Source organism: Solibacillus sp. FSL R5-0691, assembly GCF_037974225.1.
GTDB lineage: Bacteria > Bacillota > Bacilli > Bacillales_A > Planococcaceae > Solibacillus.
Genome location: NZ_CP150231.1, coordinates 183,169 through 197,283 on the forward strand (window position 1 = coordinate 183,169; position 14,115 = coordinate 197,283).

Here is a 14,115-nt window from a genome sequence, read left to right on the forward strand (position 1 = left end):
TACAAAAGGGGAGATTGATATGATACAGCAACAATTGAACGAGGATTTACTATACTGCGAAAATATTATTAAAAAGCATTCCAAAAGCTTTTATTTTGCATTTTCAGGACTTCCTGCGGAAAAGAGGTATGCGGTCTATGCCATATATGCATTTTGCAGATTAGCTGATGATAGTGTGGACGAAAATCCAATTGCTGCAGTTAAGAGCGCGGCTATCAATCAATTACGCCATGAGCTCGATCTTTTCAGCCGCCATGAAGAACGAGATCATCCATTATGGAGAGCGCTGCGACATGTATTTAATACATTTGAAATGGATATTCAGCCTTTTTATGATCAATTGACGGGACAAGAGATGGATATTGATTTTTCTTCACCAAAAACACTCCAACAATTAGAAGAGTACAGCTATTATGTGGCCGGCTCTGTCGGGTTGATGCTTCTTCCGATTATTGCAACGGAAAGTCACCAACATCTTAAAAAGACTGCGGTTGATCTCGGTATTGCGATGCAGATTACGAATATATTACGGGATATAGGTGAAGATTTTCATGAAAAGAACCGTATTTACCTTCCCGAGATGGAACGGTTACGCTTCGGATATGGCGAAGAAAAGCTGAATCAATACTTAATTGATGAATCGTTTATCAATCTTTGGGAACATTTGGCGGTACGGGCCGAAACTTTATATGATATATTTTCAAATCACCTTATGAATTATGATGACGATAGTAAAGCACCGCTTATGACGGCAGCAACTGTTTACCGGGAGATTTTAAATGTGGTTCGGGAAAATCAGTATGACTGCTTAACGAAAAGAAACTTTGTGGCTAAGGAACGGCTAGAACAGATGAGAGTTTAAATAAAAAGCAATTAGAGGGGGAGACAATATGTCAGGTAAGAAAAAAGTGGTTGTAATAGGCGGAGGGCTTGGCGGTTTATCTGCAGCCATTTCGCTCCAGCAAAAAGGGTACGATGTTGATATATATGAACAGAACAAACATCTCGGCGGAAAGCTGAACCGTTTAGAACAGGATGGTTTCGGTTTTGATTTAGGACCATCCATACTAACGATGCCTCACATATTCGAAACGTTATTTCAGCAAAGCGGAAAAAAAATGAGTGATTATGTGAAGATTCAGCGATTGAGCCATCAGTGGCGTTCATTTTTCCCTGATGGTAATACACTTGATTTACATGAAGATCTGTACGATATGGAAAATTTGAATCCGTCGCTGACGAAAAAAGATATTAAACAATACAAGAAATTACTTGAATATTCTAAGGATCTATATGAGATCACGGAGGAAGGTTATTTTAATCAAGGATTAGATAATCTGAAGGAAGTGCTTCAATTTCACGGTGCGTTTCAATCATTAAGGAGATTTGATTTATCGTCGACAATGTTTGAGGCGATCGATAAAAGAATTAAGAACCCGCAATTCCGGGATATGCTAAGTTATATTGTAAAATATGTCGGATCTTCGGCCTATCATGCGCCGGCTGTCCTTAATATGATGATTTATATGCAGCACGCCCAAGGGGTCTGGTATGTGCCTGGCGGAATGCACAATTTGGCAAATGCTTTAGTGAAGCTAGCTGAAGAAATCGGTGTGACATTCCATCTCGGGAAAAAGATCGTAAAGTTGGATAAAAACAAACGAATGATTACGGCAGCTTACACAGATGATGGTACGAAACTGACTGCTGATTATTTTGTTTCCAATATGGAAGTCATCCCGACATATAAACAGTTGACCGAGGAAAAAGAAAGTTATACCGATAAATTAGATGAAAAATTCGAACCCGCAAGCTCAGGTCTTGTTTTACATTTAGGGGTTAAAAACAGTTACCCTCAACTGGCCCACCATAATTTCTTTTTCTCTAAAAATACGAAAAAGCAAATGAATCTGATCTTTGATAAGCACCAACTTCCTGATGATCCGGTCATTTATTTAGTGAATGTGAATAAAACAGATCCAAAACAAGCATTGCCGGGTCATGAAAATCTTAAAATTCTCCCGCATATTCCACATCTTCAAGAAAAGCCTTTAACTAGGCAGCAGTACACCGAGTTTGCGGAGAAGGTATTAATCAAGCTGGAAAACATGGGATTAGACAATCTTAGAGAAAGTATTGTCACAAAAGATATGTGGACACCTCATGATATTGAACGAACGTATTCTTCAGACCGAGGAGCGATTTACGGGACTGTATCCGATAAGAAAATGAATAAAGGATTTAAACACCCGAAGCAAAGTGAACGCTATGACAATTTATATTTCGTCGGAGGAACTGTAAATCCTGGTGGTGGTATGCCAATGGTTACACTTAGCGGACAGCAGGTGGCGAAGAAACTGATCGAACAAGATAGGAAGAAGTAAGTAGTACGAGCTAGAAGGCAAATACAAAAGGAAGGAACATGATGAATGGAAACTTTGTATTTGGTTGTGCAAATACTATCCTTACTCGGCTTATTATGTGGTGTGCTGATGTTTTGGTCTACAAGAAAACCGCCGGCAATAGAGGGTAATCAACCATTGCCTTCATTATCGATTATCATACCAGCAAGAAATGAAGCGCTTCGCTTGCCGCCATTACTTAAGTCGCTTCAGATGCAGAATTGGAATAATTTTGAAATAATTGTAGTCGATGATGGATCTAAGGATCATACGGCCGAAGTCGCATTATCATACGGAGCAAAGGTTTTAAAAAGTAAACAAGTAGGCGGGATGAGTCCGGGTAAATCCAATGCTTGTGCATATGGGGCGCAATCTGCAAATGGAGAGTTGCTGCTGTTTTTGGATGCAGATGTACAGCTTGCCGCTGAGGACAGTCTTGAGCGGATTGTAGACAGCTTTAGCAAACAAGACAGTAAAGGAATATTATCCATTCAACCATATCATCGTATTGTAAAACGATATGAAAATTTATCGGTAATCTTTAATATTATTGTGCTGACAGGAATGAATGTATTTACTTTCTGGAAAGACAAGTTTGCAACGGCAGGATCTTTTGGACCATGTATTCTTTGTGATAAGGAGAGCTATATTACAACTGGAGGGCATGAAGCTGCGGAGGAATCCATTATGGATGACTTTGCGCTAAGTGATGTTTTTTTGGCGAAAGATTTACCGGTAACCAATTATGCCGGGAAAGGGATTATTAATATGCGGATGTATGAAGAGGGGCCGAAGCAGTTGATGGAAGGCTGGACGAAAAATCTGGCAACAGCATCGCAATCCACTCATAAATCTGTCATGCTGCTCATTCAGCTTTGGATTTTTGGTGTGATTCTGGCTGCATTGGCGCCATTACTCGCCATTTTAACGGATTCATCTGTAGCGCTCTTCAGCAGTATTGTTGTCTATTTATTATATGGTGGGCATTTGTATTTTCTTGCGAGAAGAGCAGGGAATTTCCACCTAATGGTTTTCTTGATCTATCCGATTTTTGTTTTATTTTTTACAGCAGTATTTTTGTACTCATTATACCGTACGCATGTATTGCATTCGGTAATGTGGAGAGGCAGAAAAATCAAAGTGTAATAGGAGAGAGGTATGACAGTTATTAATGCAGTTTGGCTTCTCGTTGTTAACATAGCAGCATGGCTCGTTCTTCATTTTTCGATATCGGTTCTTTGCTTCAAAATTCCTTTACGCATTTTTCTAAAGGATATTGTATTTTTCCGTATTGCAAAGTGGGAGCAGCACGGGGAGATTTGGAATCGACTTTTCTTAGTGAAGAAATGGAAAAAGCACTTAATCGATGGGTCATCGATTGCAAAGAAAAGTTACAATAAAAGCCACTTACATGGTACGAAGCGGGAAGATCTACTCGTCTTTGCCGCAGAAACCAAAAGAGCGGAGATGACACATTGGCTGCTTATTTTGCCGGCGCCCCTTTTTTTCCTGTGGAATCCGGTTTGGGCAGGGTGGATTAACATCTTCTATGCACTTTTCGCCAATCTGCCCTTTATTTTAACGCAACGTTATAACAGAGGGCGAATTGAAAATATTTTAGATTTATCTAATCGTGGTAATGAAAGTAGTAAATCTAACCATTATCCGAACGCAAAATAAGACGTATGAAAGTTCAATATGTTAAAATTTCATTGGAATAATGTGTTTAAAGGAGACGATGAAATTGGGTCAGTCATTACAAGGTAAAGTAGCGGTTGTAACAGGTGCTGCACGCGGAATCGGTAAAGCGGTAGCGGTAGCATTAGCAAAAGAGGGTGTGAACGTAGGGATCATTGCACGTTCAGAAGATGCATTGCAGCAAGTGGCAAAAGAAATCGAAAGCCATGGTGTTAAAGCTGCCTATGCAGTGGCGGATGTTTCGAACTTGGAACAAGTGCAAAAAGCTGCTGCCCATCTAAAAGAAGAGTTGGGATTAACAGATATTTTAGTTAACAATGCGGGCGTAGGAAAGTTTGATAAGCTCGTTGATATGGACCCTGCAGAATTTAAGGAAATTGTCGATATCAATGTAATGGGTACTTTTTATGTATCGCACACAATTGTACCGCAATTAATCGAAAAAAATGCAGGTGATGTTATCAATATCTCATCTACAAACGGTTTAAACGGTGCAGCAACATCAAGTGCATACAGCGCTTCTAAATTCGGTGTCATCGGCTTAACAGAGTCGTTAGCAGCGGAAGTACGCCGCAACAATATTCGCGTAACTGCATTAGCACCAAGTACAATTGCAACAGATTTGGCGGATGCACTGAACTTAGTGCCGGATGAAAAAAGAGATCAATATATGCACCCTGAAGATATTGCAGAATATATTATTGCGCAATTGAAGCTGAATAACCGCATGTATATCAAAAACGCTACATTAATGAATACTAATCCTTTCTAATTCATAATGCGAGAAACGATTGAATAGGAAAAGCCCTTCACTCTGAATCAGAATGAAGGGCTTTATTTTATTGATCTAGATTATTAATTAAGCCTGCTGGAACTCCTCTTTTAAAATAGAATAATAAACACTATCTACAAGAGTACCTTTAATCATGTGATTTTTTCGCATTGTTCCTTCGTGGGTCATCCCTAAACGCTCCATTACTTTAGCGGAAGCAGCATTTTGAACGTGAGACTCCGCAAATACTCGTTCTAGGCCAAGGATGTTGAAGGCTAGATCCAATACAACTTTGCTTGCTTCTGATATATAGCCTTTTCCCCAGAAACTGCGGTTCAATGTAAAACCAAGTTCGCCGCTTTTATTCCATTCATGGACACGGAATTCAATCGCACCGATCATTTTATTGCTTTCTTTTAATACGATCGCGTACTTCCCGGCAGGTTCTTTCAGAAAATAATTCTCAATCATTTTCTTTGTTTGTTCTAAATCTTTGTGTGCATGATAAAGAAATTTCGTTGTTTCTTCATCCGCTGTATATTCGTACATATCTTCAGTATCTTCAATTGAAATCGGACGTAAAAAAAGACGTTCGCTTTCCAGATGACTGTGTTTTTCAAGCATTAAATTAAGATTTTCCATTAGTTTTTTCTCCAATAATTTAGATTTATTCGAGAGTGTGATAGGCTTGCTTATCATAACACAATATACATTTTTTAACTATAAAAAGAAAAAACAACACCCGGTATATCACCGGATATTGTTTTAACTTTAAATATTCGAATGATGGACAGTCGAAGTAGAAATTTTTTCTTCTCTTCCGGTTGTTTTTCTCGTTAAAGAAAAGACTGCGCATGCCAACGCAATGAGTACAAGTGCGCCACCGTACCAAGCAGCGTGTGAGATTGTAGAAGTTTGATTGATGACAATACCACCAAAGGCTGACCCCATAGAAATCCCGATCTGTAAAGCTGAGTTATTAAAGCTTTGCTGAATATCGGATGTAGCAGGATCTGTCTGAATCAAGTAGCTTTGCTGTGGTGGTGATAAACTCCAGCTTAGCGCTGCCCAAATCATCATAATTGGTATGAAGATAATAAGCGAGAAAGTCGTGAATGGCAGGATGAATAGCACGACTGCAAATGAAACAATAACGAAAATAATACTTTTCGGTGCGCCGATTTTATCCGAAAGTGTTCCGCCAAATGCCCCGCCACTTACTGCAGCAATCCCGAATAATAGATAGCAAAGACTGATCCAGCTGGAATTCAGACTTAATTCAGTTTCCAGAAACGGTGTGAAGTACGCATACATCGTATAGTGTCCTGCCAGCATAAACATTGTTGCAAGATGGGCACTTCCGATTTTGGAGCTTGCAACCGTCTTTAGTTGCTGTGAAAGTGGAATTGACATTTCCCCTGGAACCTTCTCTAAGAAGATTGAAATAAGGATAAATGAGCCTACCGATAAAATCGCAATGCCTAGGAAAATTACACGCCATCCGAAATAATCGGAAATTAAAATGCCAAGCGGTACACCTAATACGAGCGAAGAACTAATCCCCATATAAATGAAACCAAGCGCCTTCGCACGATGCGCGGGTGAAACAACTTTTGCAGCGATGATTAAAGAAAGTACGGTAATCAGTGATGTACTCATCGCACTTAAAATACGTGCAGCCATCATAAATGTGAATGACACACTGAAATACATCATGATGTTACTGATGAAGAAAATAAACAACGAAATAAGATATAACTTTTTCCGTTCAACTTTGCTCGTTAAAACGAGTAACACTGGACCGGCGATTGCATAAATAAGAGCAAATACGGTAATCAGCTGTCCGGCAGTGCTTATTGAAATATCCATATCAGTTGCGATAATCGGGAGAATGCCTCCAACGATTAATTCCACCAATCCAACCGCAACCGTGGATAATGCGAGTATTAAAACTTTGAAATTCATAGTATGTCTAACTTCCTTTCTTGAGAAAAATAAAAAAATCCTGATTACAAAAAATGAAAAAAATCATTTTCTGTAATCAGGATTTTATGGTTCCTGGTAGAGACCCTCAAGCCATATCCTTGAGGTTATACAGTTACTATTAACTTGGATAAATGAGCACTTTGATAGTTTACTTGTTTTCGAAAAAAATTTCAAGTATATGTTATTCAGTCATAAAGCTGTCCTCGGAATAAGACGAGGGCAGCTTTTTGAATGGAGTTAAATTAAAAACTGAAGTGATCAGGATCCGGCCCAATACGTAAATCTTGATTAAGACCATTAATCTGTTCCATATCTTCAGTAGTCAATTCAAAATCAAAAATATCGGCATTTTCTACAATGCGATGTTCTTTCGTAGATTTTGGAATCGTTACAACACCATTCTGCAGATCCCATCTTAAAATGACTTGGGAAACCGTTTTATTATATTTTGCAGCCAATTCGTTTAATAGAGGGTTGTCCAATAATTTTGCCTGCATTAACGGAGACCATGCCTCAAACTGAATATCATTGTTTTCACAGAAAGCTTTTACTTCTGATTGAGCTAAGCGAGGGTGGTATTCCACCTGATTGATCATCGGCTTGATTTCCGCATCTTTCATCAAGTCTTCTAAATGATGAACCTGGAAGTTACAAACGCCGATCGCTTTCACTTTACCTTCTTTATAAAGTGTTTCCATCGCGCGCCATGCGTCTTTATATTTATCTACAACTGCCCAGTGAATAAGATATAAGTCCAAGTATTCAAGACCTAATTTCTTTAAGCTTGTTTCATAGGCAGCAAGTGTTTCTTCATAGCCTAAATCTGTATTCCACACTTTAGAAGTGATGAATAGTTCTTCTCTTGAAATACCTGTTTCTTTCATTGATTCACGAATCGCTTCGCCGACGCCCTCTTCATTTTGATAAACGGCAGCTGTATCGATACTGCGGTAACCGTGTTTAATGGCAAATTTCACCGCGTTAAGCAGTTCAGGTCCTTCTTCGACTAAATATGTACCGAGTCCTAACCAAGGCATTTTAACACCGTTATTTAATGTTGTTGTATCGTGCAAATTTTTGAGCATCGTAAAACCTCCATTTGTAAAATAACACTTAATAGTGCAACTTCAATAATATACCATGAATTTTTGCGCTCACCTACTGATAGGGTACAGTGAAAATTCTTCCTTAATACTGTATAAAAGCAGGAAAGCCATCCCGATTTATAGGATGGCCAAATTTATTATATTTATGAAATGGTGCCTGAACCGCGTTTATCTTCTGCCACCATGATTAGAATCTTGCCGGCTTCGAATTGTTCGTTGTAGCGCTCTGCCTCGTCTTCCGGAATCCCCATTCCGATTAATGCCCCGACGATTCCGCCGACCATTACTCCGGTTGCTACTCCAGTTAACCCTGCAGCGATTGGTCCGGCAGCAACGATAGGGCCGATACCTGGAATCGCAAGTGCACCAAGTCCGACAATAACACCACCGAGTCCGCCTAATGTTCCTCCGGCAGCAACACCGGTAACGGCACCTTCCATAGCATTTGCACCGGTTTCATTGGAGATTGCATCTACATCCGATACGTTTTTACTGATGATTGAAATATCCTGAGAACTGTATCCTTGTCGCTGTAAATCCTCGATTGCTTCAATTGCCTCTGCTTCTGTATCATAATATCCTACAACATGTTTTGCCATTTCCCTCATCCTCTCAAAACTCTTTTCGTATATTGAAATTTACCCTGGAGGGATATTTGTAAACATGAGGAAACAGGGGAGGGGCAAATCTACTTCCTGCAGGAACAAAAAAAGAAAGCTATCCTGACGCGTCAGGAATGACTTTCTGTAGTTGTATTATAAAAGTGTAGAATCACGTAGTGGACCTCGTGTGTCTTCATCTACCATAATTAAAATTTTGCCAGACTCAAATTGTTCGTTGTAGCGTGTCGCCTCATCTTCTGGAATCCCCATTCCGATAAGAGCGCCAGTCAAACCGCCGACACCTGCACCAGCAGCCGCGCCTGTAATACCTGCAACAATTGGACCCGCACCGACAATAGGTCCAATTCCTGGAATCACCAATGCGCCAAGACCTGCAAGCACGCCACCAATTCCGCCTAATGCCCCGCCAGCAGCCGCGCCTGTAGCTGCACCTTCTGCAACGTTTGCACCTGTTTCATCGGAAATTGTATCAACATCCGATTGGCTTTTACTGATAACTGAAATATCTTCAGTACGGTAACCTTGTCGTTTTAAATCCTCAATTGCATCAATCGCTTCTGCTTCTGTATCATAATACCCCACAATATGTTTTACCATTTCTATCATCCTCCTCATCTGAATGTTGCACAATGTAAATTTACCCGTGTCATTTGTTTATAAACATGACAGGTTGACAATAAATCATGATTAGAGGTGGGGTAAAACACTATGATACATACATTTTTGCCATCCAAAAGCCGGCAAAAGCAATGGACAGTCCGACCGTATAGGTGAGGATAGAATAGAGTAGAAACTGCTTCCATTGTTTTGAACCGATGAGTGTCACACTTTCCAATTTAAAAGTTGAGAAAGTAGTAAACGCACCTAAAAATCCGATACCAAAAATTAGATTTGCATTTGTATAAAGATGAATATTAACCAAAAATCCCAACGCAAACGAGCCGAGCATATTTACCGTAAAAGTTCCTAAATGAACAAATTGGCTTGTATGATTGAGCCGCTTAGAAATAACAGCGCGGAAAATGGCTCCGAAAAATCCACCAACGGCCACTAACAAGAAATTTATCATACCGGTTCCACCCTTTCCGAAAGGCTTTTTCCGATTTTCATGCCAAGCGCAACGAAAATCAATCCGAAGATGGCACTAATGAAAATATAGAGGATGGCGGAAAAATAAAAGTGATGCTGCAGCAGTTGGATAACTTCGACACTGAATGTGGAGAATGTTGTAAATGAACCAATTAACCCGGTTTTAAGTGCTGATAAATAGTCAGGGTTTATAAATATTTTTAGTTCAAGACCGGAAGAGAGCGCCCCTAAAATAAAGCAGCCTGCCAAATTCACTGCAACTGTTGCAAAAGGGAAGGCAGCTGTCTCATTTGTTAAAAAAAGCAGGGATACGCTATATCGTAATGCTGCTCCAACTGCACCGCCGATTCCTATTAAAAAAAATTGCAATTTCAGTAACCTCCTTTAAATAAAAACAGACTCCCGCCAGTTTACTAAACTGACAGGAGTCATTCGTCTATAGGCGGTTAAGGGCGAACTTTATCGCCTATCATGTTCTATTTACTACATTAATTTATCGATTAATGGTAAGTCAAGATACTCATAAAAACGGCAGGCAATTTCTTCACGGAGTATCCCACCGAATCTTTTCAATAGATGGAGACAAATCATTCCTTCAACGTTATTCTTAAATAATGGAAATAGGAGGAATGAACGTGCAACCATTAATTCATGGCATCCTATTGGCATTTGGCTTAATTTTGCCATTAGGTGTTCAAAATGTGTTTATTTTTAATCAAGGCGCTACACAACGGAAATTTACAAAAGCACTGCCTGCCATTGTAACAGCAGGCATCTGTGATACGATTTTAATTTATTTAGCGGTAGCGGGAGTATCGGTAATTGTTTTTAGTTTTGGATGGTTAAAAATATCTCTGTTTTTAGTAGGGTTCTTTTTCTTGGCCTATATGGGGTGGGTAATCTGGAAAGACGATACTGCGATAAATGCAAAGCGGGAAGAAAAAGGATTTTCTGCTAGACGCCAAATAACATTCGCTGCATCCGTGTCGCTACTTAACCCTCATGCTATTTTGGATACAATTGGGGTAATCGGAACAAGTTCATTAGCTTATACAGGGTATGAGAAATGGATGTTTACTTTGGCCTGTATAGCTGTATCATGGATTTGGTTTCTGTCGCTTGCCATTGTCGGGAGAAAGATTGGACAAATTGACGGGAACGGGAAATTCCTCAATTTCCTTAATAAAATATCGGCAGTCATCATTTGGATTATGGCGCTGTATATGGGCTATCAGTTTTATGCATTGCTAGGTGAGTAGGAAAGACGACGGAACCATTAGCAGGCTAACAATAACGAATAATATTGTGTTAGGAAAATTATACTCTTACCGGGATGCTATAAATGCATCTATAAACTTAGAAACCAATAACTCCAAACAGTCATTTTGCGGTAAGTGTAAAAGAATAGGTAGAATAAACAGATGGTCATATTGGCTATAATAAGTACTCGTAAAACAAGGAAATTTTATGTTTTTCGAGCTTTTTTTATTATCTGGAAAAGGGTGGAGTTATTGCGGGACTAAAGAACGACTTAGACTGAGAAAGCAAATAATTGCGTTAAATTATGTTAAAATATTTAATGGAGCTATTTAACTTACGTTCACGACTGTCTGCGCGGTAAAAAAATCATTTCTTTTTTTGTTTCTGAATTGAAGGGATCAATTGCAGATGATTTACCGTAACCGCCCTTTCCCTTAAAAAGATCTATCCACCTCTAATAAAAGTTCCTTTGAAACAAAAGAAGTATAAGTACAGAAAGGATTTGATTGAATGAGATCTGAGATTACTGCAGATCAAAATTTAAGAGAACGAAACTTATATCAAGAAGAAGCAACTAGTGACTATACTTTTGACCGAGTTCCGCGTGAAGAGCGCAAAATGGGCTGGTTAAGTATCACAAATATAACGTTTGGCATCGCAACTGCCATCTTCTATTTCCAGATGGGGAGCGTCATGGCACTACAATTCGGAGCGGTCAATGCGCTCATCTCAGCTGGTTATGCCATCATTGTCGCTGGTATTCTTGGAAGCATCATAGTTTATTTATCGGCAAAGTCCGGCATGAACGTCAACTTATTATCCCGCGGAGGATTCGGTTATATCGGAGCCTCATTAACCTCATTAATTTACGCATCAAACTTTATTATGTACTGTGCATTTGAAGGAATGATTCTAGTCGCTGCAGTTCATGCATTCTTCCCGGCGATTCCGATCTGGCTTTTAATTGTATTCTTTGGTTCCTTAGTAATTCCGTTAAACTGGTTTGGCATTAAACAATTGGACAAACTTCAAAAGTGGTCATTGCCTATTTTTGGGTTCTTCCTCATTACGGCCATTGTCATTGCTTTCAACACCCCATCACTTAACTCCGGAAATTTCTGGACCTATATGCCTGAGGGTGTTCAAATAGGTGGTACGGCATTGCTGTTATGTATCGGAATACAACATGGTATCATGGGACTTACGGCTTTAATTGCCTCGGATTATGCACGATTCCTGAAACCGAAAGATTTGAAAGTCGGTTCAATTGCTATCGGATTTATTCCGCAAATCTTCTGTTTTGGTGTAATGGGTGGCCTTGGCATTTGGTTCGGTGTAAAATTCGCCGAAGCTAATCCCGGCGTTTATATCGTGACATTATTAGGGCTCGGTGGTGTCGTATTCACGGTACTGACACAGGTTCGAATTAATATAACGAATATTTACAGCAGCTCACTTTCCCTCTCGAACTTTTTTGAAAACATGTTTGGTTTTACACCAGGACGCCGTTTTTGGGTAGTAGTAGGCGGTGTCATTGCGATGATCTTGATGCTTGGTGGTATTGTCGATCATCTTCAAATTGCGATGACATTCCAAGGTGTAGCACTGATGAGCTGGGCAGCAGTTCTCGTAACAGAAGCACTCGTGCTCAAAAAATGGCTGAAAATCGGCACACGTTATTACGAATCCAGACAGGAAAACCTGTTTAAATGGAATCCGGTTGGTGTCATTGCTTTAATTGTCCCAACTATAATCGGTACAATTGCAGCGCTCGGATATATGGGCACTTTCCTGCAAAATACTGCCGCCTTTTTCGCAGCACTTATGGCAGCAATTCTGACTGTCATTTTAGGGTTGGCGACAAAAGGGCGATACTATAGCAAGAAAGAAGCAAATGATATTCCGAAAGAGGATTGGATTGGTTAAAAAATTTGAGCCGTACTTACCGTTTTAATGGGAGTACGGTTTTTATTATTTAAGGGTTGTGTTTTAACGGTGAAATATAGTGATTTTACTCTTCAGAAAAATACCAAAAAGTACTTGTTATTAGGGGATTTAATATATACAATCAAATTATAATTATAGTAAAATAATACTATTGGGGCTATTGGAGAGTTAAATTGAAAGCGGGTCATTTTTATGAGTATTGTTGTAGGAGGTATATTAATTTGCCTCATCGTATTATGTATACGTCTGCACAATGAAAAGGCGAAGTTGCAACAAAAAATAAATTTATTTAAACCAATGATTGAAACGACTGAAGGCATCCGGGATATGTTATATTACTGTGAAGTTTACCCGAAACTAAAATATCTTTATTTAAGCCCAAGTATAGACAGTAATTTAGGGCCAAATTCGCTGGAAAAACATTTAAATAATCCGGATAAAATTTTTGATATTGTTCACCCTGATGACCACGATATTTTAAGGAAGAAACAATTGGGAACACTTAATTTCGATAAACCGATAACAGTAAGGTTTAAAAACCATTTAGGAGAATACATTTGGTTTGAAGAATATGCTACACCTGTCTACAAAGATGGGAAAGTGATGGCAGTGCAAGGCGTGTACAGAAACGTACATAGTCAATATATTTTGCAGGAGCAGCTGGAATACAAATCGACTCATGATGGATTAACAGGTTTGTACAATAGAGAGTATTTCCAATTGAAAAAGAAAGAATTTAATGAAATTGCAATCCCTATATCTGTAATTGTCGCAGACTTAGATGACTTGAAAGAAATTAATGACGAATATGGCCATCAAATGGGAGACCGGTTAATTATTGCAACAGCCGATTGCTTAAAAAAATTTGCAGACGAAGAAATGATTGTTGCAAGAGTTGGCGGAGATGAATTCATAGTTTTGATGCCGCATAAAGATAACTTTGAAGTTGAACAATATATAGAAAATGTATGCTCTAAAATGAGGGAATTTTCTAACACCTTACCATTCTCGCCTATCCACATTTCAATTGGATATGAATATTCACCTTCTTCATATGGCGTAATGAGACAACTGCTTAATAAAGCCGATCAGAAAATGTATAAAAATAAAAAGATGAAGAAGGTGTTGATCTGAAACAGATAAACTTTATGGCTTACATATAATATATTTTTAAACTAACCTTGTGACGGGGTTAGTTTTTCTTTTTGCCCCAGACACATGGTTATAATAGT

15 protein-coding genes and 1 riboswitch are annotated in these 14,115 nt (G+C 39.0%); of the genes, 8 read left to right on the forward strand and 7 right to left on the reverse strand.

The window, feature by feature from the left end; genetic code table 11:
* Nucleotides 1-19 precede the first annotated feature (19 nt).
* The 5 genes from MKY51_RS00905 (at nt 20) to MKY51_RS00925 (ending at nt 4,872) form a co-directional block, all read left to right on the forward strand.
* Complete coding sequence (locus MKY51_RS00905) at nt 20-862, forward strand: phytoene/squalene synthase family protein (protein ID WP_339174758.1); 843 nt, start codon at nt 20-22, stop codon at nt 860-862.
* 28 nt (nt 863-890) lie between these two features.
* Complete coding sequence (crtI, locus tag MKY51_RS00910) at nt 891-2,384, forward strand: phytoene desaturase family protein (protein ID WP_339174759.1); 1,494 nt, start codon at nt 891-893, stop codon at nt 2,382-2,384.
* Between the two features lie 45 nt (nt 2,385-2,429).
* Nucleotides 2,430-3,548 (forward strand): glycosyltransferase family 2 protein, encoded by a 1,119-nt coding sequence (locus tag MKY51_RS00915; protein ID WP_339174760.1) that lies wholly within the window; start codon nt 2,430-2,432, stop codon nt 3,546-3,548.
* A 12-nt stretch (nt 3,549-3,560) separates the two neighbouring features.
* Nucleotides 3,561-4,082, forward strand: coding sequence for a glycosyl-4,4'-diaponeurosporenoate acyltransferase (locus tag MKY51_RS00920; RefSeq protein ID WP_339174761.1), 522 nt, complete (start codon nt 3,561-3,563; stop codon nt 4,080-4,082).
* Nucleotides 4,083-4,146: 64 nt separating this feature from the next.
* Nucleotides 4,147-4,872, forward strand: coding sequence for a 3-ketoacyl-ACP reductase (locus MKY51_RS00925; protein ID WP_339174763.1), 726 nt, complete (start codon nt 4,147-4,149; stop codon nt 4,870-4,872).
* Nucleotides 4,873-4,959: 87 nt separating this feature from the next.
* Here the strand turns inward: MKY51_RS00925 and MKY51_RS00930 are convergent, their stop codons facing one another.
* The 7 genes from MKY51_RS00930 to crcB (MKY51_RS00960) all read right to left on the reverse strand — a co-directional run bounded on the left by MKY51_RS00930 (nt 4,960) and on the right by crcB (MKY51_RS00960) (nt 10,045).
* Entirely contained in the window at nt 4,960-5,514 is a 555-nt protein-coding gene (locus MKY51_RS00930; RefSeq protein WP_339174764.1) for a GNAT family N-acetyltransferase, read from the reverse strand.
* Between the two features lie 129 nt (nt 5,515-5,643).
* A complete protein-coding gene (locus MKY51_RS00935; RefSeq protein ID WP_339174765.1) occupies nt 5,644-6,837 on the reverse strand; it encodes an MFS transporter in 1,194 nt (397 codons plus the stop codon).
* Nucleotides 6,838-6,890: 53 nt separating this feature from the next.
* Nucleotides 6,891-6,990, reverse strand: a riboswitch (purine riboswitch).
* 110 nt (nt 6,991-7,100) lie between these two features.
* On the reverse strand, nt 7,101-7,943 hold the full coding sequence (locus MKY51_RS00940; RefSeq protein ID WP_339174766.1) for an aldo/keto reductase: 843 nt from the start codon (nt 7,941-7,943) through the stop codon (nt 7,101-7,103).
* 164 nt (nt 7,944-8,107) lie between these two features.
* The gene (locus MKY51_RS00945) at nt 8,108-8,563 is read right to left on the reverse strand and encodes a general stress protein (RefSeq protein ID WP_339174767.1); all 456 of its coding nucleotides are present in this window, start codon (nt 8,561-8,563) and stop codon (nt 8,108-8,110) included.
* A 156-nt stretch (nt 8,564-8,719) separates the two neighbouring features.
* Entirely contained in the window at nt 8,720-9,184 is a 465-nt protein-coding gene (locus tag MKY51_RS00950; RefSeq protein ID WP_339174769.1) for a general stress protein, read from the reverse strand.
* A 109-nt stretch (nt 9,185-9,293) separates the two neighbouring features.
* Nucleotides 9,294-9,656 (reverse strand): fluoride efflux transporter CrcB, encoded by a 363-nt coding sequence (gene crcB / locus MKY51_RS00955; RefSeq protein WP_339174770.1) that lies wholly within the window; start codon nt 9,654-9,656, stop codon nt 9,294-9,296.
* The gene (gene crcB, locus MKY51_RS00960) at nt 9,653-10,045 is read right to left on the reverse strand and encodes a fluoride efflux transporter CrcB (RefSeq protein ID WP_339174772.1); all 393 of its coding nucleotides are present in this window, start codon (nt 10,043-10,045) and stop codon (nt 9,653-9,655) included. Before crcB (MKY51_RS00960) ends, crcB (MKY51_RS00955) begins: the two co-directional genes overlap by 4 nt.
* 266 nt (nt 10,046-10,311) lie before the next feature.
* On the opposite strand from crcB (MKY51_RS00960), the gene MKY51_RS00965 reads away from it, so the two are divergent.
* The 3 genes from MKY51_RS00965 to MKY51_RS00975 all read left to right on the forward strand — a co-directional run bounded on the left by MKY51_RS00965 (nt 10,312) and on the right by MKY51_RS00975 (nt 14,017).
* Nucleotides 10,312-10,935, forward strand: coding sequence for a LysE/ArgO family amino acid transporter (locus MKY51_RS00965; protein ID WP_339174773.1), 624 nt, complete (start codon nt 10,312-10,314; stop codon nt 10,933-10,935).
* A gap of 511 nt (nt 10,936-11,446) precedes the next feature.
* On the forward strand, nt 11,447-12,862 hold the full coding sequence (locus tag MKY51_RS00970; protein ID WP_339174774.1) for a cytosine permease: 1,416 nt from the start codon (nt 11,447-11,449) through the stop codon (nt 12,860-12,862).
* Between the two features lie 213 nt (nt 12,863-13,075).
* Nucleotides 13,076-14,017, forward strand: coding sequence for a sensor domain-containing diguanylate cyclase (locus MKY51_RS00975; RefSeq protein ID WP_339174776.1), 942 nt, complete (start codon nt 13,076-13,078; stop codon nt 14,015-14,017).
* Nucleotides 14,018-14,115 lie beyond the last annotated feature (98 nt).

Bases quoted from the DNA above. Each gene is read 5' to 3' on its own strand.
- MKY51_RS00905 (WP_339174758.1), top strand. From the start codon at position 20: ATGATACAGCAACAATTGAACGAGGATTTACTATACTGCGAAAATATT.
- crtI (WP_339174759.1), top strand. From the start codon at position 891: ATGTCAGGTAAGAAAAAAGTGGTTGTAATAGGCGGAGGGCTTGGCGGT.
- MKY51_RS00915 (WP_339174760.1), top strand. From the start codon at position 2,430: ATGGAAACTTTGTATTTGGTTGTGCAAATACTATCCTTACTCGGCTTA.
- MKY51_RS00920 (WP_339174761.1), top strand. From the start codon at position 3,561: ATGACAGTTATTAATGCAGTTTGGCTTCTCGTTGTTAACATAGCAGCA.
- MKY51_RS00930 (WP_339174764.1), bottom strand. From the start codon at position 5,514: ATGGAAAATCTTAATTTAATGCTTGAAAAACACAGTCATCTGGAAAGC.
- MKY51_RS00935 (WP_339174765.1), bottom strand. From the start codon at position 6,837: ATGAATTTCAAAGTTTTAATACTCGCATTATCCACGGTTGCGGTTGGA.
- MKY51_RS00940 (WP_339174766.1), bottom strand. From the start codon at position 7,943: ATGCTCAAAAATTTGCACGATACAACAACATTAAATAACGGTGTTAAA.
- MKY51_RS00945 (WP_339174767.1), bottom strand. From the start codon at position 8,563: ATGGCAAAACATGTTGTAGGATATTATGATACAGAAGCAGAGGCAATT.
- MKY51_RS00950 (WP_339174769.1), bottom strand. From the start codon at position 9,184: ATGGTAAAACATATTGTGGGGTATTATGATACAGAAGCAGAAGCGATT.
- crcB (WP_339174770.1), bottom strand. From the start codon at position 9,656: ATGATAAATTTCTTGTTAGTGGCCGTTGGTGGATTTTTCGGAGCCATT.
- MKY51_RS00970 (WP_339174774.1), top strand. From the start codon at position 11,447: ATGAGATCTGAGATTACTGCAGATCAAAATTTAAGAGAACGAAACTTA.
- MKY51_RS00975 (WP_339174776.1), top strand. From the start codon at position 13,076: ATGAGTATTGTTGTAGGAGGTATATTAATTTGCCTCATCGTATTATGT.